A 25,493-nucleotide genomic window follows, 5' to 3' on the forward strand; every position below is an offset into this window, starting at 1 on the left:
TCTTCATCGGATTCTCATGAATATCGAGGACATTGATCCCATGCCAGCGCGGATTCTTGTCGCCGAAGACGATCTGAAGCAGGCTGAGCTGATTCGGCGGTATCTCGAGCGGGAGGGTCATCTGACCGTCGTCGTGCACGACGGGCGGGCCGCGATCGACGAGGCACGCCGGCGCAGCCCGGACCTGCTGGTGCTCGACGTGATGATGCCGAAGGTGGACGGGCTGGACGTCTGCCGGGTGCTCCGTGCCGACGGTCCGGACAACTCGGGAGTTCCGATCATCATGCTGACCGCGCGTGCCACCGAGGACGACCTGCTGCTCGGGCTGGATCTCGGCGCGGACGACTACCTGACCAAGCCGTACAACCCGCGCGAGCTGGTCGCGCGCGTCCGCACCGTGCTGCGACGGACCCGGAGCCGAGCCGAGGGTGAGGTGTACCGGGTCGGCGAGCTCGAGATCGACCCGGCCCGGCACGAGATCCGGCTGGCCGGGGAGCTGGTCGACGTGACTCCGGCGGAGTTCAAGATCCTGGCCTGCCTGGCCGCCTCACCCGGGCGGGCCTTCTCTCGTCAGCAGCTGCTCGAGCACGCGTTCGGCTTCGACCACTACGTCTTCGACCGGACCATCGACGTCCACGTGATGAACCTCCGCAAGAAGATCGAGCCGTCGGCGGGCTCACCGGCGTACCTGAAGACTGTGTACGGCGTGGGCTACAAGCTCACCGAGGCGGTGGCTGATGCGTCGTAGTGTGTTGATCCGGTTTCTCGGGCTGTCGCTTGCGGTTGCGCTTGGTGCGGTGATCGCTACGGCGGTTCTCGCGACGTACAGCACCTCGGAGAAGCTGCAGGGCGAGATCGATGCGAACACGGGCCAGCTTCAGGTCGACGGGCAGATCTACGCCGAGCTGTCGAAGTACGCCTCGAATCATCCGACCTGGTCCGGCGTGGACAAGCTCGTCCACGAGCTGGCCGACAGGCTCGGCCGCCGGGTCGCGGTCACCGACCCGGACGGCACGATGATCGCCGACTCGGCCCGGATGCTCGGCGCCGGTCCCGAGCTCCCGTCGGTGCCGGCGGCAACCATCGACGCCCGCAGCGAGGGGTTCGCCAAGCTGTCCGGTGCCCTGAACGTGTACGCCGCCCGCAAGACCGTAGCCGCCGGCCAGGCGAACGCAACGGTCGAAACCGCGGGGGTAGCGCCGCTGCCCGCGCTCTACCCGGGCTGGGGCCTGACCGAGGACGAGCTCCGCCAGCGCGACAAACTCGCCAAGCAGGCCGTGGACTGCTACCGCGCGCAGGGCAAGATCGCGAGCATCGCCAAAGCCGGCGACGGCAGCATCCCACCACAGGTGCTGATCGAGTCCAGCCGGTCGGCGGCGGGCATCAGCCTGATGGAGCGGCCGGGCGTCGACGCGAAAGACACCTGCTCACCGGGCCTGAACGCGCCGAGCGCCAAGGCCAAGATCGTGAACGACGACGAGGTCCGGCGCGCGACCGCCTGCCTCGACGCCGCCGGTATCGACTACTCGATCAACGACTTCGACGGCCTCAAGTCGGTCGATCCGAAGGACGGCACCAAGGTCACCGACAAGTTCTTCGCCTGTACGACGGAAGCACGGTCGCAGGCGTTGACGCCGTACGTCGCTCCGCCCGCGAAGCTGTACCTGGGTTCGAAGAGCGCGTTCAACGTGTTCTCCGGTGAGGGCATGCTGCGGACCGCCGCGACCGCCCTCGGGGTGCTGCTGATCGCGGCGCTGGTGATGGTGTTCGCCGGGCGGCGGCTGGTCCGGCCGATCGTGGCACTCACCGGCGCGGCCCAGCGGATGCGGAACGGCGACCACGCCACCCGGGTCCCGGTGACCGGGAAGGACGAGGTAGCCCGGCTCGGGCATGCGTTCAACGACATGGCCGAGTCGATCCAGCGGCACGACTTCCAGCGCAAGGCGATGGTGAGCGACGTCGCGCATGAGCTGCGGACTCCGCTCGCCAACATCAAGGGGTACCTGGTCGCCTCCGAGGACGGCGTCGTACCCCTCGATCGGGAGCTGGTGGTGTCCCTGCTCGAGGAGACCGACCAGCTCGAGCACCTCGTCAACGATCTCCAGGACCTCGCGCTCGCGGACGCCGGCATGCTCCGGATGCACCCCGCCTCGCGGGATCTGTCCGAGCTCGCACAGCAGGTGGTGCTGGCGCATCGGCCGGCCGCCGAGACGGCCGGGGTCGCGTTGAGTGCCGACGTACCCGAGCCCGCGATCGCCTCCGTCGACAGCGCCCGGATCCGGCAGGCGCTCGGCAACCTGGTCTCGAACGCGGTCCGCTTCACCCCACCCGGTGGCCACGTCGTGGTCGGCGTACGGCGGGTGGACGACGGCTACAACCTGACCGTGACGGACAACGGCACCGGGATCGCGGACGAGCACCTGCCGCATCTGTTCGACCGCTTCTATCGTGCCGAGCAGTCCAGGAGCCGGACGACCGGCGGCAGCGGACTGGGCCTGGCGATCACCAAGCACCTTGCCGAGGCGCACAGCGGCCGGATCACCGTGGCGAGTCGGCTGGGATCGGGGTCGACTTTCACGATCTGGCTCCCTGCTGATGCCACACTGTCCGGGTGACCCAGCCTCCCAACGCACCCGGGCCGTACGGACCACCGAACGGTGGCTGGCAGCAACAACCCGGCAGCTACCAACAACCCGGCGGCCATCCCCAGCAGGGACCCGGTTATGGGCCTCCCCAACAGGGCTACGGCGGCCCCGGGTACGGCGGTCCTGGCTACGGCGGTCCTGGCTACGGATATGGCCCCGGTGGCCCGGGTGGACCCCGGCGGCAGCGGACGATCATGTACGTCGTGCTCGCGGTGATCGCCGTACTCGTGGTGATCGCGGCCGTCGGACTGGTCGTGGCCAGGTCCGGCAACGACGACGACCAGAGCGGCCCGACCCCACCGTCCACGGCCGCGGGTCAGCCGACCGTCTCGCCCGAAGCGTCCGAGACCCAGCCGTCGGCGCCCGAAGCGCGTCTCGCCGAGGCAGGCCAGCTGGCGACCAAGTTCCTCACCTTCCTGAACGCGAACGACCAGAAGCACGCCGCTGCGCTCGGCTGCGAGGAGACGAAGAAGCTGCTGCCCGGAGTCATCCTGCTCGCGATCGACCCGCCGACCAAGCTGACCGTCAGCGGGCCGGCGGTCGCGCTGGGAGCCACCAGCAATGACGCCTACTACCAGAACCTCCTCTCCGTACCGTTCGCCGGTACGACGAAGCACAACCCGGCGACCGGCGCGGTCACGGTCATGGACGTCCCGCCGCGTCCGCTCTGTGTGCGCTTGATGCAACTGAAGCTCGGCTGATTAACTCGCGGTGTGGCCGGCCGGAAAGCGCGAGTGGCGGATGTGCACGAGGTTGCGCTCGGGATGCCGCATGTCACCGTGTGGCAGAAGGAGAACACCGAGCGGCCGATCTACCAGGTCGGCGGGAAGTCGTTCGTGTTCTTCCGGACCGCACGGCCGGACGCGTTCGACCCCGAGACCGGTGAGCGGTACGCCGACGTGATCATGTTCTGGGTCGAGTCCGAGGACGACAAGCTCGCGCTGGTGTCGGACGACTCGAACCCGTTCTTCACCACTCCGCACTTCGACGGTCACCCCTCCGTCCTGCTCCGCGGCAGCCGCATCGGCGAGCTCACCAAACAGGAGCTCACCGAAGTCGTCCAGGACGCATGGTTGTCCCGGGCATCCAATCGCCGGGCCAAGGTCTGGCTCGACGAACACAGGCTTACCTGAGCCCTCAACCGCTGCCACACTGTGCACGTGAGTTACCCACCGCCGGTCAACGCGGCGCCCAACTACGGACAGCCGCCGCGGAAGAACCGGGCCGGGCTGGTCATCGTGCTTCTCGTGGTGCTGCTGGTCGGGGTGATCGGCGCCGGCGGCTTCCTCGCCTATCGCCTGGTCTCCGACAAGTTCAACAACTCCTCGACCCCCGATCCGGCAACCGCACCGGTCAGCTCCCCGACCCCGAAGCGGTCCGTCCCCGTGCAGCCGACGAGACCGGTCCAGCCCCGGACGACCAAGCCGACCGTCGTCAAGCCGCCTGTCACCAAGCCGCCGGCGACGACGCCGGCCGGCAGCGCGCCCGAGCTCGCCGCACGTTTCGTTGCCCAGCTCAACGCCAACAACTCCACCGGCGCCGCCGCCCTCGCCTGTCAGAGCTCGAAGCAACTGGTCCCGCTGCTGATGGGCCAGTTCCTCCGGCCCCCGACGAGACTCACCACCGGCACCCTGATCGCGCAGTCGATCACCTTCGTGATGCCCGTGTCCGGCACCACCAAGGGCTCAAGCGTCACCGGCGTCATCGTGATGCACAAGATCGCCCCCGAACCCCTCTGCGTCCGAGCCTTCACAATCACCCCGGGGTGAGGGCGCGGGCGGTGTCGAGGAGGTTGGTGCCGGTGGGGAGGGTTGCGATGATCGGGGTGTCGAGGCCGTTGTCGATATAGCGATTGATGTGTTCGCGGCACTGCTCGGCGGTCCCGTGCACGATCAGGTCGTCCAGGACTTCCAGCGGTACGGCGGCCATCGCGGCGTTGCGGTCGCCCGCGGCCCAGGCTTCGCGCATCTGCTTCATCGCGGCGCCACGGCCGAGCCAGTCGTGGAAGGCGGCGTACCCAGGAACGGTCAGGTACGTCGCGATCAGGAAGCGGCCGATGTTGCGGGCCATGTCCGCGTCCTCGGTGACGCAGACGAAGATGCGCGCGGCCAGCTCCTTGTCCGGCCCGAGTTCGGCCCGGACCTGGCGTACGTCGTCCGCCGACAACCAGTTCGTGATCGCGCCGTCCGCCTCCCGGGCCGCGAGCTTGAGCATCTGCGGCCGCAGTGCGGCGAGCATGATCGCCGGCGGTACGTCGGGCGCCTTCTCCAGCCGGAACCGCTGGATCGTGAAGCTGTCGAACTCCCCGTCCACCTTCTCCCCCGCGAACGCCTGCCGCAGGAACCGCAGTACGTCGCGGGTCCGGGCCAGCGGCGGGTCGTACGTGATCCCGTTCCACCCGGTCACGATCGTCTCCGACGACGCCCCGATCCCGAGCACGAACCGCCCCGGCGCGAGGTCCGCGAGCGCGGCCGCACTCATCGCGAGCGCCGCCGGTCCACGCGTGTGCACGGGTACGACGGCAGTCCCGAGCCGGAGCCGGTCATCCCACTCGGACGCGAGCACCAGCGGGGTGAACGCGTCGGCACCGGCGACCTCGGCGGACCACAGGTCGGTGTAACCCAGCAAAGCCAGGTCCTTGATCAGCTCCCGGTGGTCCCGCAGCGGTACCCCGGTCAGTGGAACGGTCAGACCCCAGCGCATGCCCTACATCATCCTCTTCAGCAACGGCTTTGGCGCGTACCGCATCACCCGCGCGACCGGGCTCCACGGCCATGGCGGTACGTACGCCTTCGCCTTCTCGGCCTCGATCGGCTTGCCGAGGAGCTCCATCCGCAGCCCTTCTCCCAGGGACGCGGTCCCGGCCTTGGTCGCGGCGTACGTCGGATAACGCTCGGTCAGCTCGGTCCGCAGCTCGTCCAGGCGCTCCTCGCGCCGCGCGGTGAGCGCCAGGTTGCGGCCCTTCGCGGCGAACTGCCGGGCCATCTCCGCGCCCAGACCGGAGCTGGCACCGGTGATCAGGATGTTCCGTCGCATACCGGCCTCTATCTGTAGGAGAGCAGCTCGGTGCCGTCGAGATGCCCGTGTTCGTTGTAGCTCACCAGGGTCAGCCCGCTGCGACCCGACACGACCTTGGTGATCGCGGTGTTGATCGTCACCGGGTTGAGCTTGGCCCACAGCCCGTCGCCACCGGACAGCAGCCGGCTCGCCACGACCGCGATCGGCCCACCGGAGGTGAACACCACAGCAGTCTGCCCCTTCCCGAGTCGCTCGGCGGTACGCCGTACCGCGGCATCGGACCGTTCGCAGAACGCCTCGAAGGTCTCCGTGTAGCCGTCGCCACCGTCGATCCAGCGCTGGGTGGCCGCGGTGAACATCTCCTGGAAGGCCCGCCGCGGACTCCCGCCCCGACTCAGGTCAGCCAACATCACCGCCCGCCTCCGGTATGCAGGCTTGTGCGCCACGATCAATTGCTCGTGGTCGAACTCGTCGAACCCCTTGTCCACCTCGGCGCTGAACCCGGCCAGCTCAGCCGTCTGGGCATGCCTCCGCATCGAGCCCGAGAGCACGAGATCGGGTTTCAGCGGGCCCAGGACCTCACTCAGCCGCTTCGCCTGCTGCTCGCCCAGCTTGGAGAGCTTGTCGTAGTCGGTGGCACCGAACGACGCCTGCGCGTGCCGGACCAAGTAGATGGCCGCCATCTAGTTGACGTTCCGAATGATCCGCCGGCAGCGCCGCTCAAGCAGGTTGACCGGGAGCCAGAAGTTCTTGAACCGCGGGTTGCGGGTCTGCTTGTGGTGGTAGCGGTAGTAGATCTGTTGCGCGATCACCGCGAGCCGGAACAGCCCGAACACCTCGTAGAACGCCCAGTTCTCCGGTTTCAGCCCGGACCGTTCGGTGTAGTAGGCAACGATCTCGTCCCGGGTGATCATGCCCGGCACATCCGACGGCTGCAGCCGGAACCGCCGGAACGCCCAGTCGTCATCGGCCTGGACCCAGTACGCGAGTGCACCACCCAGATCCATCAACGGATCCCCGAGCGTCGCCAACTCCCAGTCCAGTACGCCGACCACCCGCATCGGATCGTCCGGCGCCAGTACGACGTTGTCGAGCCGGAAGTCGTTGTGGATAACGCAGGTACGGACGTCGGCCGGCTGGTTCGCCGCGAGCCAGCTCATCACCCGCTCGTAGCTGGGCACGTTCCACGTCTTCGCCTTGCGGTAGCGACCCGACCAGCCGCTGACCTGGCGTTCGACGTACCCCTCGCCGCGGCCGAGATCGGTCAGGCCTGCTTCGGCGGCGTCGACCTGGTGGAGGTCGACGAGCGTGTCGACCAACGTGAAGCCGAGCCGGCGGGCCTGCTCCGGCGTGAGGTCGACCCCCAGTGCGTGGTGCCCCGGGATCGTCCCGACGACCCGCTCCATCACGTAGAACTCGGAGCCGATCACCGACTCGTCATTGCAGTAGGCAACCATCGTCGGGACGTAGCCGAACACCGGCTTCAGTCCGGCCTGGATCCGGTACTCGCGGCCCATGTCGTGCGCACCCTTGGCCTTGGTGCCTCTCGGTGGGCGACGCAGGATCAGGTCGTGATCGCCGTACTGCAGGAGATAGGTCAGATTCGAGGCGCCGCCGGAGAACTGCTTGACCTCGGGTAGTCCGTCCGGAAGGTCAGTCTGTTGCCGCAGCCAACCATCGACGGCGGGCACGTCGAAGGCGTCCTCGTCCCGGACCGCCCGCGCGCCATCACCCATCGGCAGCCTCGGCCCGCTCGCGAGCCCGGGCGGCGATCTTGCGCATCTGGCGGTCGTACAGCGGACGGGCGAACCGCTTGGTCCGCCAGGCGATCAGAGCCGGGCGGTCCGGGATGATCAGGAACTGCTTCTTCTGGATCCCCGCGATCACCGCGGCCGCGACGTCATCGGCGGACCGCGGCGACTTCTCGATCAGCTGCCGCGCGGTCACGCCCATCGCCTTGTCCTCGCCCTGGATCGAGTCGGCCAGGTTGGTGCGGAAGAACGACGGGCAGACCACCGAGACGGTCACGCCGTACGGATGCAGTTCGTGCGAGAGGGTCTCCGAGAGCGCGACGACGCCGGCCTTGACCGTGTTGTACGAGCTCATCATCGGCGGGTGCACGAGCCCGGCCGCGGACGCGGTGTTGACGATGTGACCGGACCGCTGCCGCTTGAAGAGCGGGGTGAACGCGCGGCAGCCGCGGACCACGCCCATCAGGTTGATGTCGACGATGCGATCCCACTCGTCGAGGGTCTCGACCTCGATCCGGCCGCCGGTCGCGATCCCGGCGTTGTTCACCAGGGTGTCCAGGCCGCCCCAGTTCTGCTCACACCACTCGACGGCTCGGTCCCAGTCCTCCGCGCTCCGGACATCGAGCCGCAGGTACGACGCTCCGTCGTCGGGACCGTCGGTGGAGACATCGGTGCAGAGCACTTGGTGGCCGTCGGCAACAAACCGCGCGACCAGCGCGGCACCCAGACCGCTCGCACCACCGGTGACGAGGATGCGGCTCACTTGGCCTCTTCTTTCTCCGCCGGAGGGGTGAGGAACGAGGCCAGCTCGATCCTCGCGATCACTCCACGATGCACCTCATCGGGCCCGTCGGCCAGCCGCAGCGCCCGGGCACTCGTCCACGCCGCCGCGAGCGGGAAGTCGTCCGAGAGCCCACCGCCACCATGCAACTGGATCGCCATGTCGATCACGTCCTGCGCCATCCGCGGCACCGCAACCTTGATCTGGCTGACCTCACTCAACGCACCCGCCAACCCCTTGGTGTCCAGCAGGTACGCCGTCTGCAGGACCAGCAACCGTGCTTGGTTGATCGCGATCCGCGCATCGGCGATCCGCTCCCGGTTGCCACCGAGGTTGACCAGTGGCTTCCCGAACGCGGTCCGGGTCGTGCCGCGCTGCAGGGCCAGCTCGAGTGACTTCTCGGCCAGGCCGATCAGCCGCATGCAGTGGTGGACGCGGCCCGGACCCAGCCGGCCTTGCGCGATCTCGAAGGCTCGGCCCGTCCCGACCAGGATGTTCGACGCGGGGACTCGGACGTCGGTGAACGAGACCTCGCCGTGTCCGTGGGGTTCGTCGTACCGGTGCATCGCGGGGAGGAGACGCTCGACCTTCACCCCTGGGGTGTTGCGGGGGACGAGAACCATCGTATGCCGTGCGTACCGATCGGCGTCGGGGTCGGTGAGGCCCATGAAGATGAGGAGTTCGCAGTCCGGGTGGCCGACGCCGGTGCTCCACCACTTGCGGCCGTTGATGACCACCTCGTCGCCGGCGGGGACCGCGGTCGCCTCCATGTTGGTAGCGTCGGACGAAGCGACGTCGGGCTCGGTCATGCAGAAGGCGGAGCGGATCGTGCCGTCCAGCAAGGGTTCCAGCCACTGCTTCTTCTGCTCCGGGCTGCCGTAGCGGAGCAGGACCTCCATGTTCCCGGTGTCGGGCGCGTTGCAGTTGAACACGTACGGCGCGAGGAACGACCGGCCGGTGAGCTCGGCGATCGGGGCGTAGTCGAGGTTGGACAGGCCCTCGCCGTACTGCTCGTTGCCTGGTTCGGCCGGCGGGAGGAAGAGGTTCCACAGGCCTTCCTTGCGGGCCTTGGCCTGCAGCTCCGCGAAGACAGGCTGTGGTTGCCACGGGTCCTCGGCCGCGCGGGTGGCGGCGTGCAGCTCTGCCTCCACCGGCTCGATCTCGGTCCGGATGAACTCCGCGACCCGTGCGATCAGGTCACTCGCGCGGGCGGAAGGTTCGAATCCCATCAAGACTCCTTCGGGTCGTCTTGACCGTAGCTCAGGCGCTAAGCAATGCTCAATAGCGTGAGTGAGCGATGGACCTCCGACGACCGGCGGAAGCAGTTGATCCGGATCGGGTTGATGATGCTGCGCACTCAGCCGATCCACGAGTTGTCGATCGACGCCGTCGCCGGCCAGGCCGGGATCTCCCGGGGCCTGCTCTTCCACTACTTCCCCAGTAAGCGCGACTACTACCTGGCCGTGATCTCCGCCGCCGGCCGCCGCCTCCTCCGCGTGACCAAGCCTGACGACTCGTTGCCGCCCGAGCAGCAGTTGCGCGAGATGCTGGTCCAGTTCGTGGCGTTCATCGCCCGGCGGCGAACGGCGTACATCTCGTTCGTCCGCGGCGCCGCCGGCGGTGACGACTACGCCGTCGAGGTGTACGACGAAACCCGCGCCGGCCTGACCAAACGCATCCTCACCTACCTCGGCACCCCCGAGGTGGCCGACGCCCCCGGATCCCGTGAGTACGGGCGAGTCCACGCCTGGCTCGCCTATACCGAGGACCTGGCCATCGAATGGTCCGGCCTCCCCGAAGGCGACCGCCCCTATACCTCCGAAGCCCTGGTGGACCACGCGATCGAAGCCCTCCACACCCTCCGCAAGCTGTAGCTATTGGGCGGGCTGTCTCGCGACTACCTGTTCGACGACGGCGACGAACGCGTCGCGCGCGGGGTGTTCGTAGCCCTTCAGCCAGGCCAACGCGGTTGATGAGGGTGGTAGGTCGCTAACCGGCACGATTGCGATGGCCGGGTGGCGGAAGTGTTCTGCGAACGGGGCGACGGTCGAGTGGATCAGGCGGCCCTGGGCGATGAGGAGTAGCAGCTCGGAGACGTCATTGACCTCGGCGTCGGAAGCCACGATCGGGCGGCCGGTTGGCGTGTGGCTCGGCAGGCTTGCCTCCGCCAACTCGGGTACGTCGGACGGCTTCCGCACCGGGTAGTCCGCGAAGTCTTCCACCGAGACCTGCGGCCGAGCGGCGAGTGGATGGTCGATGGCCACCATGACCACGCGGGGATCGGCTTGCGAGAGCAGCGGGCCGATCACGATGTCGGGTTGGTCGAGAGGCAGTCGTGTCACCGACAGGTCCACCTCGCGGCGGCGCAGCGGGCCGAGCCGGTCGTTGAGCGGGGTCGCGACCAGGCGCACGGAGGCGCCTTCGTTTGCCGCTTCGAAGTGGGTGACCGCCTCGTTCAGGACGGCGGTCCCGGACGCGGCGTTGAGCACGCCCAGGCGGATCGCCCCTGGGCCGGCCGCCCGCGTCCGGGCGCGGGTGAGCGTGTTGTCCAAGCCCGTCACGATCGGTGCGAGCTCGTCGTGAAGAGCGTGGCCGGCCGCGGTCAGGGTGACCACGCGGCTGGTGCGGTCGAACAAGCGACGTCCGCCGAGCTTGCGCTCCAGGGCTCGCAGCGACTGGCTGGCTCGCGACGTCGTGAGCCCGAGCCGCTCCGCGGTGCGGCCGAAGTGCAGCTCCTCGGCCAGCACGAGGAACAGGCGGAGTTCTCGCAGCTCGATATCGGCCATCGTGAAGTCACGGTACACGGTAGATGGCCGAAACCGACCTTGATGCCCGGTGCGCCGGCTGCGACCGTCGAGGCAGGAACAACAGGAGCAACGAGAGGCAGCCATGCGAAACGTCATCTTGTACATGTCAATGTCGCTGGACGGGTTCGTCGGGAGCGACCGTGAGCACCCCGGGACAGCGATCCCCGAGGGCGCCGAGCTGAGCCAGTGGAAGCTGGACCGGGTCACCAAGGCCGGGGCCCACCTGATGGGTCGCGTCACGTACCAGGAGATGGCGTCGTACTGGCCGCACTCCGACGACCCGTACGCGGCGCCGATGAACGACGTACCGAAGGTCGTGTTCTCGAAGACCCTCAGCGATGCCGAGGCCAGTTGGCCCGAGACCCGGGTCGCGCGCGGCGACCTCCCGACCGAGATCGCCGCCATCAAGGCCGAGCCCGGTGCGGACGTGATCGTCTGGGGTGGGAGCGGGTTGGCCGGTGCGCTCGCTGCGGCGGACCTGATCGACGAGTACCGCCTCCTGGTCCAGCCGATGGTCCTGGGTCGCGGGAAGGCTCTGTTCGACCAGCTTCCGGAGTCACGACACCTGGACCTCGTCGAGACCATGCCGTTCCCGAGCGGCATCGTCGTACAGATCTATCGGCCCCAGCGCTCCTGACGATGGCGTTGAGGGTTGGAGTGCTGACGCCGCATGCCGCAGCGGGACCTGAGGTCGAGCTTCCCGAAATGGCATCAGAAGCTGTCGACGTGGTGGTCGCGCGGGTATCGCGCGGTGGTGACAGCGCTGCGGACCTTCGCGCGGTGGCGACACCTTCGGCCCTGCGGCCGGCCGTCGCGTCACTCCGCGAGGCGTCGGTCGATGTCATCGCCTACGCCTCAACGACATCCGGCTACGCGATCGGACCGGCGGCCGAAGCCGACCTGGTCAGAACCCTCCAGCACCTGGCCGGCGTGCCCGTGGTGACGAGCGGGCTCGCCGCCACGCGGGCGTTGAAGAGCTTCGGCGTACGGCGGGTCGCCCTGGTCCATCCCCCGTGGTTCGAGGCAGAGATGGGAGAGCTCGGCGCGAGCTACTTCCGCGATCAAGGAATCGACGTCGACACGTTGATGGCGACGTCGATCCCCAAGGACCCGGACCAGGTGCGGCCTGAGCAGGTGATCGACTACATCAGCGATGCAGTGGACGCCTCGACCGAGGCGGTGTTCATCGCCGGCACCGGATTTCGCGCGGCAGCCACGGTCGAGGAGCTCGAACGCCGTACCGGGCAATTGGTCCTCGAGGCAAACCAAGTGCTGCTCTGGTCGATCCTGGCCGCGACCGGGACAAAGCTCCAGATAAACGGCTACGGAAGCCTCTTCCGCGGATCAGGTCCAGTCGTAGCGGGTTTCTGAGGACTCGTTGGCGATGGCGAAGGCGAAGGCCTTGTCGGGCTCGACCCGGTAGAGCTGAGCCTTTCCGGTCCGGACGGCGCCGGGCAGTTGGTACCAGGTGCCGTCCTCGTGGGTGAGGTGCCAGCCGTAAGACTGTTCGAAAGCGGTCGCGGCGGCATCCCGGGTGGCCTGGTCGGTGACCAGGTGGGCCGTGCCCTCGATGACGTAGTCCGTGCCGGCGAGGGACCCGGTTCCGGCGGTGAGCGCGCAGTGCTGGTTGGCGATCAGGTTCTTGGCCTTCTGTTCCTGGTCGCCGGTGGTGAACCACATCGCGCCGTACGCCCAGATCGCCAGCAGCGGTGTCACGTGTGGCCGGCCGTCCCGGCGTACCGTGCACAGCTGGAACTTCTGGATCCCGCGCAACGCCCACTCCGTCGCCTCCCACGGCGTCGCGCTGGCGCCTGGCGAGGAGAACGGACCGAGGCTGGTCTGCGGCGTGGTCGTCTGATCTGTGGACATGATTTCTCCTTGTCCTCGTGGTGAATCCGGCTAGTCAGCGGCCGAGATAGTCGGCCAGGATCTTGGTCACCGAGAGCGCGGTGTCGAAGTTCGGGAGGAGCCGGGTCTTCGTCAGTGCGAAGGCGACTCCGCGCGCGGGGTCCGCATAGGCGTAACTTCCGCCGCCGCCCGGCCACCCGAACGCCGTGGGGTTCTCCTCCGGTGGCGCACCGATCCGGCCGATCGGGAAGCCGAGCGCCATCCGCGCCGGATTGCCGAAGACTTGATCCACACCCTCGAACGCCGGCGCGGACAGCTCCGCCAGCTGCGCCGGATCCACGAGCCTGCCTTGCAGCAGGGCGTCGTACATCGCCGCGAGGCCGTGCGCGGTCGCGCTACCCACCGACGGAATGTCCGCGGTCAGGATCTCGTCGCTGTTCCCGAACACCGCGCTCGGGCTGCTCTCCCACGGCGCGAGGATCGCATCATCGTCGTCCGTCGCGGCAGGCCAGTCCTGTGCTCGTTGCTCCAACCGCGCCGGCGAATCCTTCGGGGTTGCGAAGTAGAGCTGCCCCTCGATGCCGAGCGGCGCGGTGATGAACTCGTGCAGCAATTCGTGCATGGTCCGCCCGGTGGCGCGCCGGGCCAATTCCCCGACGAGATAGCCGAACGTGTAGGAGTGATAGCCCGTGGCAGTGCCCGGCTTCCAGCGCGGCTCGGCACCGGCCAACGCCGTACAGACTCTGGACCAGTCAGGGAGCTCGCTCGGGGTGATCTCCCGCGGCATGGCCGGAAGCCCGACCGTGTGGGTCAGCACGTGCCGCAGTGTCGCCGTGTCCTTTCCCTGTACGCCGAACTCCGGCCACAGGTCCGTGACCGGGCGGTCGTACTCGAGAAACCCACGCGCCACGAGCACATGTGTCAGCGTCGCCGCCACATTCTTACCCGCAGAGAAACTGAAGATCGGCGTACGAGAAGTCAACCCCCGCCCGGCGACCGCGTCGACGATCAACTCCCCATCGCGATAGACCGCGACCTGCAGCCCGCTCTCCACACCGTCGTCAACCAACCGGTCGAGCTCTCCCTGAACCCGCTCCTGCAGCTCACCCATCAGTGCCCTCGTCAGTCCCTAGACCACGCGAAGAAGTCCCCGCCCGTCAGAACGTACGTCGGAACCGATGCCCCCACCTCGACACCACAGCCGAAGGAGCTGACAAGCGTTTCGGTCTAGGCTGAAAAGGTGTTGGGGTGGGGTCGGGGGATGCGACCCTCCTCTCGTCCTCCCGAACCCGTCCGTCAGGAGTGCTTTGTCATGCCTCGATCTGCCTATCGGCTTGTCGCGACCCTTCTTTCTGCCGCTCTGGCCGGCTCTGCTGTCACCGCGGTGACAGCCGCCGCCGCGACGCCGACCGCTTGTACGAAGACCGAGTTGAGCCTGCCGGCCGGGACGCCGGCTGAGGCATCCAGCCGGGTGAAGAGCTCTGACGACACCGGTCGGTACGTCGTCGGCACCGTCCAACTCCTGGATGGGACCAGCTATCCCGTGCTCTGGTCCGACGGCGTACCTCAGCAACTCGATGCGGACAGCGCGCTGGTCGACTCCGTCATGGATGTGAACAGCGACGGGACCGTGCTCGGCGCGACTCTGACCGAGGAGGGGCCGCAGCTGCCCTGGTTGTACTCGAACGGCAAGTACGAGTACCTCAAGGCGCCCGACGGGATGGACTGGATGAGCGCTCGTGCCATCAACAACCGCGGTGATGTCGTGGGCAACGGCTTCGACGATGCGACCGGTGCCTTCACCGCGGTCGTCTGGCCGGCGGGCGGCGCTGCCCAGCGGCTGCCCGGGACGCCGACCTCAGGCGCCACGGACATCGACGACAGTGGCGCCGTGGTCGGCTACGCGCAGGACGGGAAGCTCGGCGACACCGGGTTCCTCTGGGAGAACTGGGACGCGCCCGGCGTACCGCTCACCGGTCGGGGCGGCGAGCGATCTTCGCTGAACGAGATTCGCGGCACCTGGATCCGCGGCGCCGAGATCCAGGAGGAGGGCTTCGCCGGTGTCCTGTGGTCGACGCAGAGCACCCAGATCACCCCGTTCGAGGTACCGGCTCAGGGACTCAACAGCGCCGGTGATGTTGCCATGGTCAACGACAAGGGCGTCTCGTTCGTGGAGCGGCGGGACGGCACGCGGTACGAGTTCCCCGAGCGCACATTCGTCCGGCACCTGATCGAGCGCGGCCACGGCATCGATGCCGTCGCCGACACCCCGTTCACCGGCGACGCCCCCACCCGGGCCATCCTCTGGTCCGGCTGCTCCTGACCGTTACGGATCGATGCCGAGTGCGCTGAAGCGGGCAGCGAGGTCGTCGACCCAGGCCACCGGAGTGCGGTGATCCGGCAACGGTACGCCGGCCTCGCTACGCCAGAGTGCATCGCCGAGCGCGGTACGCAGATGCCACGCCATCACGCGCTCGGCTGACAACGCACGCCCGGTGATCTCCCGGTAGTGCCGCAGGGTCGCAGTCAGCAACTCAAGGCCCGGACCCGTAGCAGGAAACGCACGCAGGTCGTACTCGGCATCGGCCAGACCAGCGGTCTCGAAGTCCACGACCGCACTGAGCTGACCGCCGTCCCACACCTGATTCCCGCCGTGCAGATCACCGTGTACGACGACACTCTGCGGCGGTGACGCCAGTACGTCGTCCGCCAAGTCGCACCACCGGATTACAGCGGCCCGCTGATCCGGCCGAGCCCACTGCCCGAACTGTTCCCGCAAGGTGTCCGTCGTGGCCGGCTGCATAGCCGCAGGAGGCACCTCCCCGATCGCAGCCTCGAGCCGCTCACGAGCCGCCGAACCGTGCAACGCACCCAGAAACTGTGCAAGCTGCCGAGCCACCTGATCCCAGTCGGCTGAGTCCGCGAGCTCGAACAACGACGTACCCGGCACCATCCTGGTCACCAGCAGCACAGGATCGGTGCTGCTGGCAACAACCTCCGGCAGGAACGGCACCGCCGACTCCAACGCCGCCAACACCGCGATCTCATGTGCCAACCGGAGCCCGGCGGGCCGCGACCAGGCAAACTTCGCCACGAACCGCCCGCCAACCACCGCACTCCCCGCCCACCAGAGCGGATCGGCCTCCCCCAAAGTCTCCCGAACCACCACGGGGAGGTCCCCCACCGCAGGTGCGACCACCTTCAACGCACCAGCAACCGTGGCGGGAGACCCGTCCTCCAGCCACCTCACGAGGCCACCTAAGGCAGGAGCTCCGGAGTCAGGTCCGGGGTCTGCATGTCCGGGTCGAAGGGGTAGAGGGGACGGAGTACGCCGTGGTGGCCCAGCCGGAGGAGGTCTTGGTCCACGCCGCCCGGAGTGAGGGCGAGGAGCCAGTCCTTGGCGAGGGTGTAGAGCTCTGGCTCCAGGTATCCGATCTTGACGATGACCAGGTCGGTGGCGGCGGGGTCGAGGCCCAGCAGGGTGAAGTCGGCGAGGTGGTGGTACGGCTTGCGGCGCGAGGTGAGGATCGAGTGCAGCCCGCCGACCTTGACCACGGCAACGGTCCCGCCGACCGGGTCTTCGGAGATGGAGAAGACAGTCCCGGAGAGGTCGACCGGCCCCGACGGACCGGAGTCGATCTTTCCACCGGCAGAGACCTGGACCGGGTTGCCGACGCCGGCCGCCACACACGCGGCCACAGCCTCTGCGTCGAAGATGCTCGCGTGGATCGCGGTCGCGTTGCCCGAGGTCAACTCGTCGACCGTGAGCAACTGCCCGAGCGTCCACGAGACGTCATCGGCGCCACCGGCCGTCGGGTTGTCCCCGGAGTCGCTGATCAGGAAAGGCCGCGCCGTACTCGCGAGACCCGCGGCCACGCACTCCGCCAGCGTCCCGGTCGGGGCCACGAACTCGAACCCGTCGCGCGCATCCCAATACGCCTGAGCAAGCTCAGTGGCCCGCGCGGTGATCAGCTCATGATCGTCGCCGGTGACAACCACAGCCGCCCGGCACCGCGGCTCGTCCGCCCACGCGTACCCGACCCAAACGGCGGCGTCCAGTACGCCGGGTTCGTCAGCGATCTCGGCGACGCGACGGTAGATCGACTTGGCCGGCTCGAGCCGGGTCGACGTCTTCTCCCCCGGCAGCAGCACCGGGACCTGCACCCACGCCTTCCCGGGCCGGCCCAACCCGGACCGCATCCGCTCGACCAGATTGCGGGCCGCTCGCTCCCGGCTCTCCATCGCGTCCTCGTGCGGAGCCATCCGGTAACAGGTGATCAGGTCGACCGCCGTGCCCAGCTCGCGCGACACGTTCCCGTGCAGGTCCATTGAGGTCGACACCAGTACGTCGGGACCGACCGCAGCCCGCACCCGGACAGCCAGATCGGCCTCCGCGTCCTGCCGCCCGACCACGCTCATCGCGCCGTGGATGTCGAAGAAGAATCCGTCCAGCGCACCCGCCGACCCGATCAGCGAGATGATCTCGGCGGACAGGTCGTCGTACACCTCCGGCAGTACGGCGCCACCCGGCAGCGACCGCGCGTGCAGCAGTGGCACCCACTCGACGCCCTGCGCCCATTCCTTGTCGAGGAACTCGTACCGCTTCAGCAGATCCGCACCACGGCGTACGTCGAAGTCCGCCAGCCCGGCGCGGTGGGGCGAGAACGTACTCGACTCGATGGCGATGCCGGCAATCCCGATCCGAAGGCTCATGGACTCAACGTTTCATAGGTAGGACCTTTGCCGAAAGATGGATCTCACCCCGCCGCGGCCGCGGTGAGCGCGGCGAGGAGTGCGGCGGTGGCCGGCGGGTCGGGCGGCTCGCCGTACGTGACGGCGTAGATACGGCGGCGGGACCGCGGCAGCTGGTGCGCGATGATGCCCTCGGCGCTATGGGATCGCAGGGCGAGGCCGGGGATGGTGGTGACGCCGAGACCGGCCGCGACCAGGGCCTGCATCACGACCATGTCATCGGAGGTGTAGCCGATCTGCGGCTCGAATCCCTCCTCGGCGCACATCGCCACGAGGTGGCTGCGGCAGCGATCGCAGCCGGCGATCCACGTCGCGTCCCGGAAGTCGGCCAGCGTTTCGGCAGGGGTTGTGGACAACAGATAGAGCGGGTCGTCGAGCAGGTAGTGCAGGCGGATCCCGTCCGCCTCCGGCTCGGTCTCCTCGTACCGGAAGATCACCGCGACATCGATCTTGCCGGATCGGAGCAGCTCCATCGCCTCGATCGGATGGGTGTCGACCAGGCTGATCTGCAGCCCGGGATGGGCGCGGGCCAGGGCGGCCACGGCGCCTGGGATGAGTGACCCGATCGCGGACGAGAAGCCGGCCATCCGAACCCGCCCGGCGGTCAGCCCCACATGTGCGGACAGTTCCGCCTCGGCCGCGTCGATCCGGCCGATGATCTCCGCGGCCCGGTCGGCGAGGATCCGTCCGGACTGCGTGAGCCGGATGCCACGGCCGACCCGCTGCAGCAACTGGGCGCCGGTCTCGGTCTCCAGCCGGGCCAGGTGGTGACTGACCGACGGCTGTGAATAGTGCAGCTCCTTGGCCGCCTCGGTGACTGAGCCGTGCCGCGCGACCGCGTCGATGACGCGCAATCGGGTGATGTCCAGCATTCGTCGACAGTAAGCCGGACCCGCCCGCGACGCATCAACTTTCTTGATGGATCTCCGCGGAAGTTGGCATTAGACGTATGCGTCGCCCTGTTGCACTGTCGAAGTTGTCGTCGTGCCTCCGACGTTCCCAGTGCCAGCACCCGTTCGCGAAAGGACTCGTCTCGTGACGATCACTACCGCGCCGCCGCAGCGCTTCAGCGGCCGGCAACGCCTGATCCTGTTCGTTCTCCTCGGCGCCGGCTTCATGATGTCCGCCGATTTCTCGATCCTGAACGTCGCCTTGCCGGAGATCGGCGCCGGGGTCGGACTGGGCCTGGACCACCTGGCCTGGATCGCCTCCGCGTTCGCCCTGCCGGCCGCGGGTTTCACCTTGCTGTTCGGCCGGCTCGCCGATCTGTTCGGCCGGCGCAGGCTGTTCCTGCTCGGCATCATCCTGCTGGCCGGCGCCTCGCTGCTCGGTGGTCTGGCGACCAACCCTGAGCTGCTCCTGCTCGCGCGAGTGCTGCAGGGACTCGCCACCGCGATGGCACTGCCCGCCTCCATGTCGTTGCTCACGACAACCTTTACCGAAGGCTCCCAGCGTGACCGCGTACTCGGCCTCAACGGCGCACTCCTGTCCGGCGGCTTCACCGTCGGCGCCCTCGTCGGCGGGACGCTCGTCGGCCTGCTGAGCTGGCGAGCCGCGTTCTTCATCAACCTCCCGGTCGCCGTGGTCCTGCTGGCGGTCACTCCCCTCCTGATCAAGGAGAGCTACGACGGCACCCGCCGCAAACTCGACGTACCAGGCGCAGTGACCGTGACCGGCGGCCTGCTCGCCGTGACGTACGCCGTGATCGAACGCCATCTCCTGGTTGCGATCGCCGGTGTCATCCTGCTCGCCGCCTTCTGGCTGATCGAACTGCGATCAACCGCACCACTCGCGCCGGTACGGATCCTCCGCCGTCCCACGGTGAAGTGGGGCAACTACGCCGGCCTGGTGATCTTCACGATGGAGACCGGCATGATCTTCCTGATGACGCTGTACCTCCAGGAGGTGCTGCACCTGTCGCCACTGACCACCGGACTCATCTTCGGCCTGCCGGGTCTGTCGTCCGTGGTCGCCGGGGTCATCGCCGGCCGGCTGATCGGACGCCTCGGCGGGCGCAAGCTGCTGGTCGCGGGGCTGGCGGTCCAGGCCCTGGCCACCTTGCCGCTCGTGTTCCTCGGCACCCACCGGATCGCGCTGCTGATCGTCATCCCGGCTCTGTTCATCGGGTTCTTCGGTCACGTCACCGCGATCGTGTCGTACACCGTCACCGGTACGTCGGGCCTGCCCAACCACGAGCAGGGTCTGGCCACGGGCTTGACCACCCTGACCCAGCAGATCGCCATCACCATCGGCATCCCGATCCTGAGTGCGATCGCCGCGACCCAGGCCGTCCAACTGACCGGCATCCGGCTGGCGCTCAGCGTGAACGTCGCCGTGACGCTGCTCAGTGCGGGGCTGATCTGGATCGGCCTCCGCACCCGGACGACGGCCACCGACCGTGCCTCGGAGCGACTCGAGGTCAGCGTCGCGCGGTAGAGCCGCGGACGATGAGCTCGGTGGCGAGTTCTACGTGCAGGGCTTCGAGTTCGTGCCGATCGAGGAGGCGGATCAGGAGGCTGACGGCCATTCGGCCCATTTCCTGAAGCGGCTGCCGGACGGTGGTGAGCTGTGGACTGGTCGCGCGGCTGAGGTCGAGGTCGTCGAAGCCCGCAATGGAGAGGTCAGTAGGAACGGACAAGCCGCGGTCGGCAGCCGCTTGGAGCGCGCCGATCGCGGCCTTGTCGTTGAAGGCGACCAGGGCAGTCGGCCGCGGATCGAGGTCGAGGAGGTCGCCGGCGGACCGATAGCCATGCGGCGTGGTGGGCTGGACATGACGGACGAGCGACGGGTCGGGGAGGATGCCGGCGTCGGCGAGGGCAGCGTTATGACCGCTCAACCGGGCGTCGGCGGCGAGCCACTCACGCGGACCGGCGATCACGCCGATCCGGGTGTGCCCAAGAGAAGTCAGGTGCGCGGTCAGCTGGCGGGCACCCGACTGGTGCGCCGCTGACACGGACGGGATGTCGCGAGGTAGAGCGGTCCGCGGATCGACCACGACGAACGGGAACCGGCGCGAACTCAGCCGGACCAGGTCGTCGCCCGGCTCCGGCGGCAGGATCAGAACGGCCCCGCCGATGTCGCGGCGAGAGGTAAGGCGGGTCAGGACTGGTTCGTGCTGGGCGGCCTCGCCCGCGTTCAGGACCAACTCGCGTCCATGCCGGTCCAGGGTCTCCGCGATCGACGAGACGATCAGCCCGAAGTAGTCGGTCAGCACGTACGGGCAGCGCACGTACACGGCTCCGCCCACGGGTTTCGGCGTACCGCCGCGCGGGGTCGGCCCGGGCAGGCCGAGCTCCTCGATGGCCTGCTCGACCAACCGACGGGTCTCAGGAGTCACGCCACTCAGCTGGTTGAGCACGCGGGAGACGGTCGCGAGCGACACTCCGGCCGCCGCCGCGACGTCCCGCATGGTCGCTTTACGCGGCGGCATTTGTTACATGCCTTTGTTTCACGCTCAGCACTCTATATCCACGCTCCCAGACCTTGACAGTGCCTGGACGCGAGCGTTTCCTGAGGCCGATTGTTTCAGTGAGGAGTGCGATGAGAACTCAGGCAATCGGCGTCGCCCTGGTACTGACCGCGGCCGCGCTCACCAGTCCCACCGCCCAAGCCCATCCACCGTCGCCGCAGGTGCGGGTCTGGGTCACGACTCCCGATCGCGCCGAGCTGCTGCACGAGCGAGCGCCGGTCACGTTCCAGCGCGGAGCGAGCGACCGTACGACGATCACGGTCGACCCGAAGACGTCGTACCAGACCATGGACGGCTTCGGTGCCTCGATCACCGACTCGTCGGCGAACGTGCTGTACCAACTCAGCCCGTCCGACCGCGAGCAGACGCTGCGCAAGCTCTTCGACCCGCGCCAAGGCATCGGCGTCAGCTTTCTGCGGCAGCCCGTCGGCTCGTCCGACTTCACCGCCGCGGCCGAGCACTACACGTACGACGACGTTCCCGCCGGGCAGACCGACTTCGGCCTGAAGCACTTCAGCATCGCGCACGACCAGCAGCAGGTCCTCCCGTTGCTCCGGCGGGCCAAGCAGCTCAACCCCGCGCTCAAGGTGATGGCGACCCCGTGGAGCCCGCCGGCCTGGATGAAGACCGGCGACTCGCTCGTCGGCGGCCGGCTCAAGGACGACCCCAAGGTGTACGACGCCTACGCGCGCTACCTGGTGAAGTTTGTCCAGGCGTACGCGAAGGCCGGCGTACCCGTCGACTTCCTCTCGGTCCAGAACGAGCCGCAGAACCGCAAGCCGAGCGCGTACCCAGGCACGGACATGCCGGTCCGCCAGGAAGCCGCGGTGATCTCGGCACTGGGTCCGAAGCTGAAGGCCGCCAGCCCGCGGACGAAGATCCTCGGCTACGACCACAACTGGACCACGCACCCCGGTGACATCGAGTCCACCCCGCCCGGCGAGGACCCGGAGACCAACTACCCCTACAAGCTCCTGCAGACGCCGGCAGCGAAGTGGATCGCGGGTACGGCGTTGCACTGTTACTCCGGTGATCCCTCGAAGCAGACCGATCTGCACAACGCGTTCCCCTCGAAGGGGATCTGGTTCACGGAGTGCTCCGGTTCGCACGGTCCGACCGACACCCCGCCGCAGATCTTCCGCGGGACCCTCACCTGGCATGCCCGCACGCTGATGCTCGGCACCACCCGGAACTGGGCGAAGTCGGTGGTCAACTGGAACATCGCCCTCGACTCCACCGGCGGTCCGCACCTCGGCGGCTGTGACACGTGCACCGGCCTGGTCACGTTGCAGCCGGACGGGTCGGTCACGACGGACGCGGAGTACTACACGATCGGGCACCTCTCGAAGTTCGTGAAACCGGGTGCGGTGCGGATCGGGAGTACGTCGTACGGGACGACCGGGTGGAACGGGCAGCTGATGTCGGCCGCCTTCCGGAACCCGGATGGGTCCACGGCTCTCCTGGTCCACAACGAGAACGACGATCCGCGGTCGTTCGCGGTCGCGGTCGGGGATCGAACCTTCGAGTACGAGCTGCCGGGTGGCTCGATCGCGACCTTCACCTGGGACCGGGTGTCGGCCGATGTCCAACAGCCCGTCTCGTTGGAGGGCGCGAAGGCGACCGCGTCGGTGAACGGCGCCGAGGCAGGGCTGGCGGTCGACGCGGATGGCTCGACGGTGTGGACGAGCAAGGAGGCGCAGGCGCCGGGTCAATGGGTGCAGGTGGACCTCGGCCGGGCCAAGACGTTCCGTCAGGTCGCGCTGGACAGTGGTGGGAACCTCGGTGACTACGCCCGCGGGCGCGATGTTGCCGTGAGCAATGACGGCGTGCACTGGCGGACGATCGCCAGCGGTACGTCGACCGGGCAGTTGACGACGATCGACGTACGGCCGACGTACGCGAGGTATGTGCGGATCACGTCGACCGCAAGCGCCGGCAACTGGTGGAGTCTTGCGGATCTCCGGCTCTACCGCTGAGCTTCGATCCAGCCCGCAACGGCCGCCGCCTGGTTGTTGCTGGCAGCAACAATCTGCAGTCCGACGGGAAGGCCGTCAGCCGGGATGGGCAGGCTGACGGCCGGGTGCCTGGTGAGGTTGGCCAGGCGTGTGTTCGTCAACAGTTGCGACCGTACGGCGAGACCGCCGTCCGTGGTGTCCGCGGCGGTGATGGGTGGTGCGGTGGTGAGGACGGTCGGCATGAGTACGGCGTCGACCTGGCCGAGGAGGTCGGTCACCTCCGCCGTGATCACGCCGGCCTGCTCCTTCGCCTGCTCATACCTGGCCGGCGGAACCTCGGCCGCCTCACGAAGCCGCTGCTGAACATCCGGTTGATAGCGCTCGATCGGCCGACCGGCGTGGTTCGCGACAGCCTCGGGCCCTTGCAGGTCGGCAGCTGTGCGGAAGCTCGTCGCCCAGTCCGGCAGAAGTACGTCGGTCAGGACGGCGCCGGACCGAGTGAGCCCGTCCAGCATGGCTGACCAAGCGTGCCCAACCTCAGGAGTGACGTTGAGGTACTCAGGGTTGGTGACCACCCCGAGCCGGGGCGACGAGGTCTGCTGATCGAAAGGAGTCTCGGCAAGAGCCGACAGGGCATAGGCGGCGTCCACCGCAGTCCGGGTCAGGACGCCCACGGTGTCGAGGCTCTGCGACAGCGGGAACACGCCCTCGGCAGAGAGAGTTCCGTACGCCGGCTTGAATCCGACGACCCCACACAGCGCGGCCGGGATGCGGACCGACCCAGCCGTATCCGTCCCGATCGCCAACGGCACCACGCCGGCCGCCACCGCGGCAGCCGCGCCCGAGCTGGATCCACCCGTCATCCGCGACGGGTCCCGCGGATTACGACAGGGGCCGCTGCGGTTCGACGTACCGAAGCACCCGTACGCGAACTCGTGGCTGTGGCTCAGCCCGATGATGATCGCCCCCGCCGCACGAAGCCGTCGTACGACGTCGGCGTCGCGGCGACCCACCTCGTCCAGGGCCAGCGATCCACACCGGAACGGCAACCCCTCGACCTCGACGATCTCCTTGACCAGCACCGGTACACCCGCGAGCGGACCGGTCCGGTCATGCGCAGCCGCGGCTTTCCGCGCGCCCTCGACGTCCAGGTGCACGACGGCATTGAGGCCCGCCGTCTCCTCCGCACGCCGAATCGCCTGCTCCACCAACGCGATCGGCTCGATCACGCAGTCCCGAACCCCAGCAGCAATCTCTTCCAACGACCTCACCCGCTCATCAGATCACGACGCGCGCCTCTCGGCTGTCCAACGAACCGGAGAGATCGTGGAAACAGCAGCGTCATGCCGTCTTGCTACCGTCCGGCGGCATGGTGGCTGCATGGTGATCGAGGGAGTCGAACTGCGACCGGCCGCGGCGAGCGACGTGGACGTGGTGGCGCTGACAACCGCACAGCAGACCGAGCTCGCCGCGATGTACGGCGAGGACCAGCCGCTGGTCGGCCTCCACCCGGACATCTCCTTCACCCTGCTCATGCTCGAGGGCACTCCCGTCGGCTGCGTGGGCTTGCAGCCCGTCGCACCGGGGCTCGGTGAGATCAAGCGGATGTACATCGTGCCGTCCGCCCGCGGCTGGGGTCTCTCCCGGATGCTGCTGGACACGGTCGAGTCGCAGGCCCGGGCCGCCGGGCTGAACCGCCTCCGCCTGGAGACCGGCACCCTGCAAACCCAAGCCATCGCGCTCTACAAGAACCACGGGTACCAGCCGACTCCGCCGTACCCGCCGTTCGAGAACGAGCCGGTCTCGCTCTGCTTCGCGAAGGACCTCTAGGGTGCTTCGCGAAGGATCTCTAGGCGAGGTCCAGGACCAGGTCCGAGCCGTCGCGGTGGAAGCCGAGGTTGGTGAGGTACGGCTTGGAGTCGAGCATTCGCGGTGACGCAAGGACCTGGTGGAAGCCGCGGTCGGTGAAGACGTCGCTGCGGCGGTAGACGAACTCACCGGGGGTGAAGTCGCGGTACTTCGGGAGGACGTAGTCGAGGTCGATCTGCGCCCGACCGTCGCCGGCGTCGTGGGCCAGAACAACACCGACCGTACGGTCGCCGTGCTGGACCAGGAACGCGTACGGGCTGCCCGTGGGTGTGAACCCGGGGTTGTAGCGGCTGATGTCTTTCTGGTGCCGGTCCAGGACATGGCCCAGGTACGCGTCGGTGTCGTGGACCGGGAGGACCGTGTACTCGGCCTCGTCGTGGCGGTGCCGGAGCAGCCGCCACAGGTGCACGATGTTGATCACGCCCAGTACGGCGTTCATACCGACCATCGGCCACACCCCGATGGCGAGATTGAACCCGACCAGGATCACGCAGCCGACCAGGTTCAGCAGCCGCAACCGCAGGATCCGGGTCTGCAGCAACGACAGTACGACCAGCGCGGATCCGCCCCACCCGATGATGCTCCACACGTCCACAGC

The 25,493-nt window shown here is 68.2% G+C and carries 27 protein-coding genes; 12 read left to right on the forward strand and 15 right to left on the reverse strand.

Features of this window, described 5'->3' with window-relative positions; translation table 11 throughout:
• Positions 1–40 precede the first annotated feature (40 nt).
• The 5 genes from AB0L70_RS02595 to AB0L70_RS02615 are packed head-to-tail and all read left to right on the forward strand — an operon-like array spanning position 41 to position 4,414.
• The gene (locus AB0L70_RS02595) at positions 41–748 is read left to right on the forward strand and encodes a response regulator transcription factor (RefSeq protein WP_363679149.1); all 708 of its coding nucleotides are present in this window, start codon (positions 41–43) and stop codon (positions 746–748) included.
• The gene (locus AB0L70_RS02600; RefSeq protein WP_363679152.1) at positions 738–2,615 is read left to right on the forward strand and encodes a HAMP domain-containing sensor histidine kinase; all 1,878 of its coding nucleotides are present in this window, start codon (positions 738–740) and stop codon (positions 2,613–2,615) included. Before AB0L70_RS02595 ends, AB0L70_RS02600 begins: the two co-directional genes overlap by 11 nt.
• Positions 2,612–3,346: a hypothetical protein gene (locus tag AB0L70_RS02605; RefSeq protein WP_363679154.1), complete on the forward strand. Its 735-nt coding sequence runs from the start codon at positions 2,612–2,614 to the stop codon at positions 3,344–3,346. The genes AB0L70_RS02600 and AB0L70_RS02605 overlap by 4 nt, the downstream gene beginning before the upstream one ends.
• Positions 3,347–3,358: 12 nt before the next feature.
• Positions 3,359–3,778 (forward strand): hypothetical protein, encoded by a 420-nt coding sequence (locus AB0L70_RS02610; RefSeq protein WP_363679156.1) that lies wholly within the window; start codon positions 3,359–3,361, stop codon positions 3,776–3,778.
• A 27-nt stretch (positions 3,779–3,805) separates the two neighbouring features.
• A complete protein-coding gene (locus AB0L70_RS02615) occupies positions 3,806–4,414 on the forward strand; it encodes a hypothetical protein (protein WP_363679157.1) in 609 nt (202 codons plus the stop codon).
• Here the strand turns inward: AB0L70_RS02615 and AB0L70_RS02620 are convergent.
• Genes AB0L70_RS02620 through AB0L70_RS02645 form a run of 6 tightly spaced genes read right to left on the reverse strand, consistent with a single transcriptional unit; the run spans position 4,401 to position 9,424 of the window.
• Positions 4,401–5,348 carry an LLM class F420-dependent oxidoreductase gene (locus AB0L70_RS02620; protein WP_363679159.1) on the reverse strand — a complete coding sequence of 316 codons (948 nt, stop codon included), beginning with the start codon at positions 5,346–5,348 and terminating at the stop codon, positions 4,401–4,403. The genes AB0L70_RS02615 and AB0L70_RS02620 overlap by 14 nt on opposite strands.
• 3 nt (positions 5,349–5,351) lie before the next feature.
• Positions 5,352–5,681 carry an SDR family NAD(P)-dependent oxidoreductase gene (locus AB0L70_RS02625; RefSeq protein WP_363679161.1) on the reverse strand — a complete coding sequence of 110 codons (330 nt, stop codon included), beginning with the start codon at positions 5,679–5,681 and terminating at the stop codon, positions 5,352–5,354.
• Positions 5,682–5,689: 8 nt separating this feature from the next.
• A complete protein-coding gene (locus AB0L70_RS02630) occupies positions 5,690–6,346 on the reverse strand; it encodes a histidine phosphatase family protein (protein ID WP_363679163.1) in 657 nt (218 codons plus the stop codon).
• A complete protein-coding gene (locus tag AB0L70_RS02635; protein ID WP_363679165.1) occupies positions 6,347–7,399 on the reverse strand; it encodes a phosphotransferase family protein in 1,053 nt (350 codons plus the stop codon).
• Positions 7,392–8,177: an SDR family NAD(P)-dependent oxidoreductase gene (locus AB0L70_RS02640; RefSeq protein ID WP_363679167.1), complete on the reverse strand. Its 786-nt coding sequence runs from the start codon at positions 8,175–8,177 to the stop codon at positions 7,392–7,394. The genes AB0L70_RS02635 and AB0L70_RS02640 overlap by 8 nt, the downstream gene beginning before the upstream one ends.
• Positions 8,174–9,424 (reverse strand): acyl-CoA dehydrogenase family protein, encoded by a 1,251-nt coding sequence (locus AB0L70_RS02645; protein ID WP_363679169.1) that lies wholly within the window; start codon positions 9,422–9,424, stop codon positions 8,174–8,176. Before AB0L70_RS02645 ends, AB0L70_RS02640 begins: the two co-directional genes overlap by 4 nt.
• A 57-nt stretch (positions 9,425–9,481) precedes the next feature.
• Between AB0L70_RS02645 and AB0L70_RS02650 the strand changes: the two genes are divergently transcribed.
• Positions 9,482–10,069: a TetR/AcrR family transcriptional regulator gene (locus tag AB0L70_RS02650; protein WP_363679171.1), complete on the forward strand. Its 588-nt coding sequence runs from the start codon at positions 9,482–9,484 to the stop codon at positions 10,067–10,069.
• Here the strand turns inward: AB0L70_RS02650 and AB0L70_RS02655 are convergent, their stop codons facing one another.
• Positions 10,070–10,981 (reverse strand): LysR family transcriptional regulator, encoded by a 912-nt coding sequence (locus AB0L70_RS02655; RefSeq protein ID WP_363679173.1) that lies wholly within the window; start codon positions 10,979–10,981, stop codon positions 10,070–10,072.
• Between the two features lie 103 nt (positions 10,982–11,084).
• Between AB0L70_RS02655 and AB0L70_RS02660 the strand changes: the two genes are divergently transcribed.
• Both AB0L70_RS02660 and AB0L70_RS02665 read left to right on the forward strand, forming a co-directional pair.
• On the forward strand, positions 11,085–11,639 hold the full coding sequence (locus AB0L70_RS02660; RefSeq protein ID WP_363679175.1) for a dihydrofolate reductase family protein: 555 nt from the start codon (positions 11,085–11,087) through the stop codon (positions 11,637–11,639).
• Between the two features lie 68 nt (positions 11,640–11,707).
• The gene (locus AB0L70_RS02665) at positions 11,708–12,373 is read left to right on the forward strand and encodes an aspartate/glutamate racemase family protein (RefSeq protein WP_363679178.1); all 666 of its coding nucleotides are present in this window, start codon (positions 11,708–11,710) and stop codon (positions 12,371–12,373) included.
• Here AB0L70_RS02665 and AB0L70_RS02670 read toward each other — a convergent pair.
• Entirely contained in the window at positions 12,347–12,871 is a 525-nt protein-coding gene (locus AB0L70_RS02670) for a pyridoxamine 5'-phosphate oxidase family protein (protein ID WP_363679180.1), read from the reverse strand. The two genes, AB0L70_RS02665 and AB0L70_RS02670, sit on opposite strands and share 27 nt — an antisense overlap.
• A 34-nt stretch (positions 12,872–12,905) precedes the next feature.
• On the reverse strand, positions 12,906–13,961 hold the full coding sequence (locus AB0L70_RS02675) for a serine hydrolase domain-containing protein (protein ID WP_363679182.1): 1,056 nt from the start codon (positions 13,959–13,961) through the stop codon (positions 12,906–12,908).
• A 201-nt stretch (positions 13,962–14,162) separates the two neighbouring features.
• Here AB0L70_RS02675 and AB0L70_RS02680 point away from each other — a divergent pair, with 201 nt between their 5' ends.
• Positions 14,163–15,173: a hypothetical protein gene (locus AB0L70_RS02680; protein WP_363679184.1), complete on the forward strand. Its 1,011-nt coding sequence runs from the start codon at positions 14,163–14,165 to the stop codon at positions 15,171–15,173.
• A gap of 3 nt (positions 15,174–15,176) precedes the next feature.
• Here the strand turns inward: AB0L70_RS02680 and AB0L70_RS02685 are convergent, their stop codons facing one another.
• From AB0L70_RS02685 to AB0L70_RS02695, 3 genes are read right to left on the reverse strand one after another with little or no spacing between them, the layout of a single operon-like run.
• Entirely contained in the window at positions 15,177–16,100 is a 924-nt protein-coding gene (locus AB0L70_RS02685; protein WP_363679186.1) for a phosphotransferase, read from the reverse strand.
• Between the two features lie 8 nt (positions 16,101–16,108).
• Entirely contained in the window at positions 16,109–17,563 is a 1,455-nt protein-coding gene (locus AB0L70_RS02690; RefSeq protein WP_363679188.1) for a M81 family metallopeptidase, read from the reverse strand.
• Positions 17,564–17,607: 44 nt separating this feature from the next.
• Positions 17,608–18,474 (reverse strand): LysR family transcriptional regulator, encoded by an 867-nt coding sequence (locus tag AB0L70_RS02695; RefSeq protein WP_363679190.1) that lies wholly within the window; start codon positions 18,472–18,474, stop codon positions 17,608–17,610.
• 163 nt (positions 18,475–18,637) lie between these two features.
• On the opposite strand from AB0L70_RS02695, the gene AB0L70_RS02700 reads away from it, so the two are divergent.
• Positions 18,638–20,038 carry an MFS transporter gene (locus tag AB0L70_RS02700; RefSeq protein ID WP_363679192.1) on the forward strand — a complete coding sequence of 467 codons (1,401 nt, stop codon included), beginning with the start codon at positions 18,638–18,640 and terminating at the stop codon, positions 20,036–20,038.
• Here AB0L70_RS02700 and AB0L70_RS02705 read toward each other — a convergent pair.
• Positions 20,022–21,032 (reverse strand): LacI family DNA-binding transcriptional regulator, encoded by a 1,011-nt coding sequence (locus tag AB0L70_RS02705; protein ID WP_363679194.1) that lies wholly within the window; start codon positions 21,030–21,032, stop codon positions 20,022–20,024. The genes AB0L70_RS02700 and AB0L70_RS02705 overlap by 17 nt on opposite strands.
• Positions 21,033–21,142: 110 nt before the next feature.
• Here AB0L70_RS02705 and AB0L70_RS02710 point away from each other — a divergent pair, with 110 nt between their 5' ends.
• Positions 21,143–23,047: a discoidin domain-containing protein gene (locus tag AB0L70_RS02710; RefSeq protein ID WP_363679196.1), complete on the forward strand. Its 1,905-nt coding sequence runs from the start codon at positions 21,143–21,145 to the stop codon at positions 23,045–23,047.
• Here the strand turns inward: AB0L70_RS02710 and AB0L70_RS02715 are convergent.
• A complete protein-coding gene (locus AB0L70_RS02715; protein WP_363679198.1) occupies positions 23,038–24,297 on the reverse strand; it encodes an amidase in 1,260 nt (419 codons plus the stop codon). The two genes, AB0L70_RS02710 and AB0L70_RS02715, sit on opposite strands and share 10 nt — an antisense overlap.
• Positions 24,298–24,406: 109 nt before the next feature.
• On the opposite strand from AB0L70_RS02715, the gene AB0L70_RS02720 reads away from it, so the two are divergent.
• Positions 24,407–24,856, forward strand: coding sequence for a GNAT family N-acetyltransferase (locus AB0L70_RS02720; protein ID WP_363679200.1), 450 nt, complete (start codon positions 24,407–24,409; stop codon positions 24,854–24,856).
• A 19-nt stretch (positions 24,857–24,875) separates the two neighbouring features.
• On the opposite strand, the gene AB0L70_RS02725 is transcribed toward AB0L70_RS02720, so the two are convergent.
• Positions 24,876–25,490, reverse strand: coding sequence for a hypothetical protein (locus tag AB0L70_RS02725; RefSeq protein WP_363679202.1), 615 nt, complete (start codon positions 25,488–25,490; stop codon positions 24,876–24,878).
• Positions 25,491–25,493: the final 3 nt, after the last annotated feature.

Origin of the sequence: Kribbella sp. NPDC051952 (assembly GCF_040680855.1) — a bacterium.
GTDB lineage: Bacteria > Actinomycetota > Actinomycetes > Propionibacteriales > Kribbellaceae > Kribbella.

Coding starts and splice junctions, on each gene's coding strand:
- AB0L70_RS02595 (WP_363679149.1), top strand. CDS start 41: ATGCCAGCGCGGATTCTTGTCGCCGAAGACGATCTGAAGCAGGCTGAG.
- AB0L70_RS02600 (WP_363679152.1), top strand. CDS start 738: ATGCGTCGTAGTGTGTTGATCCGGTTTCTCGGGCTGTCGCTTGCGGTT.
- AB0L70_RS02620 (WP_363679159.1), bottom strand. CDS start 5,348: ATGCGCTGGGGTCTGACCGTTCCACTGACCGGGGTACCGCTGCGGGAC.
- AB0L70_RS02625 (WP_363679161.1), bottom strand. CDS start 5,681: ATGCGACGGAACATCCTGATCACCGGTGCCAGCTCCGGTCTGGGCGCG.
- AB0L70_RS02630 (WP_363679163.1), bottom strand. CDS start 6,346: ATGGCGGCCATCTACTTGGTCCGGCACGCGCAGGCGTCGTTCGGTGCC.
- AB0L70_RS02635 (WP_363679165.1), bottom strand. CDS start 7,399: ATGGGTGATGGCGCGCGGGCGGTCCGGGACGAGGACGCCTTCGACGTG.
- AB0L70_RS02645 (WP_363679169.1), bottom strand. CDS start 9,424: ATGGGATTCGAACCTTCCGCCCGCGCGAGTGACCTGATCGCACGGGTC.
- AB0L70_RS02655 (WP_363679173.1), bottom strand. CDS start 10,981: ATGGCCGATATCGAGCTGCGAGAACTCCGCCTGTTCCTCGTGCTGGCC.
- AB0L70_RS02660 (WP_363679175.1), top strand. CDS start 11,085: ATGCGAAACGTCATCTTGTACATGTCAATGTCGCTGGACGGGTTCGTC.
- AB0L70_RS02665 (WP_363679178.1), top strand. CDS start 11,708: ATGGCATCAGAAGCTGTCGACGTGGTGGTCGCGCGGGTATCGCGCGGT.
- AB0L70_RS02670 (WP_363679180.1), bottom strand. CDS start 12,871: ATGTCCACAGATCAGACGACCACGCCGCAGACCAGCCTCGGTCCGTTC.
- AB0L70_RS02675 (WP_363679182.1), bottom strand. CDS start 13,961: ATGGGTGAGCTGCAGGAGCGGGTTCAGGGAGAGCTCGACCGGTTGGTT.
- AB0L70_RS02680 (WP_363679184.1), top strand. CDS start 14,163: ATGCCTCGATCTGCCTATCGGCTTGTCGCGACCCTTCTTTCTGCCGCT.
- AB0L70_RS02690 (WP_363679188.1), bottom strand. CDS start 17,563: ATGAGCCTTCGGATCGGGATTGCCGGCATCGCCATCGAGTCGAGTACG.
- AB0L70_RS02695 (WP_363679190.1), bottom strand. CDS start 18,474: ATGCTGGACATCACCCGATTGCGCGTCATCGACGCGGTCGCGCGGCAC.
- AB0L70_RS02705 (WP_363679194.1), bottom strand. CDS start 21,032: ATGCCGCCGCGTAAAGCGACCATGCGGGACGTCGCGGCGGCGGCCGGA.
- AB0L70_RS02710 (WP_363679196.1), top strand. CDS start 21,143: ATGAGAACTCAGGCAATCGGCGTCGCCCTGGTACTGACCGCGGCCGCG.
- AB0L70_RS02720 (WP_363679200.1), top strand. CDS start 24,407: ATGGTGATCGAGGGAGTCGAACTGCGACCGGCCGCGGCGAGCGACGTG.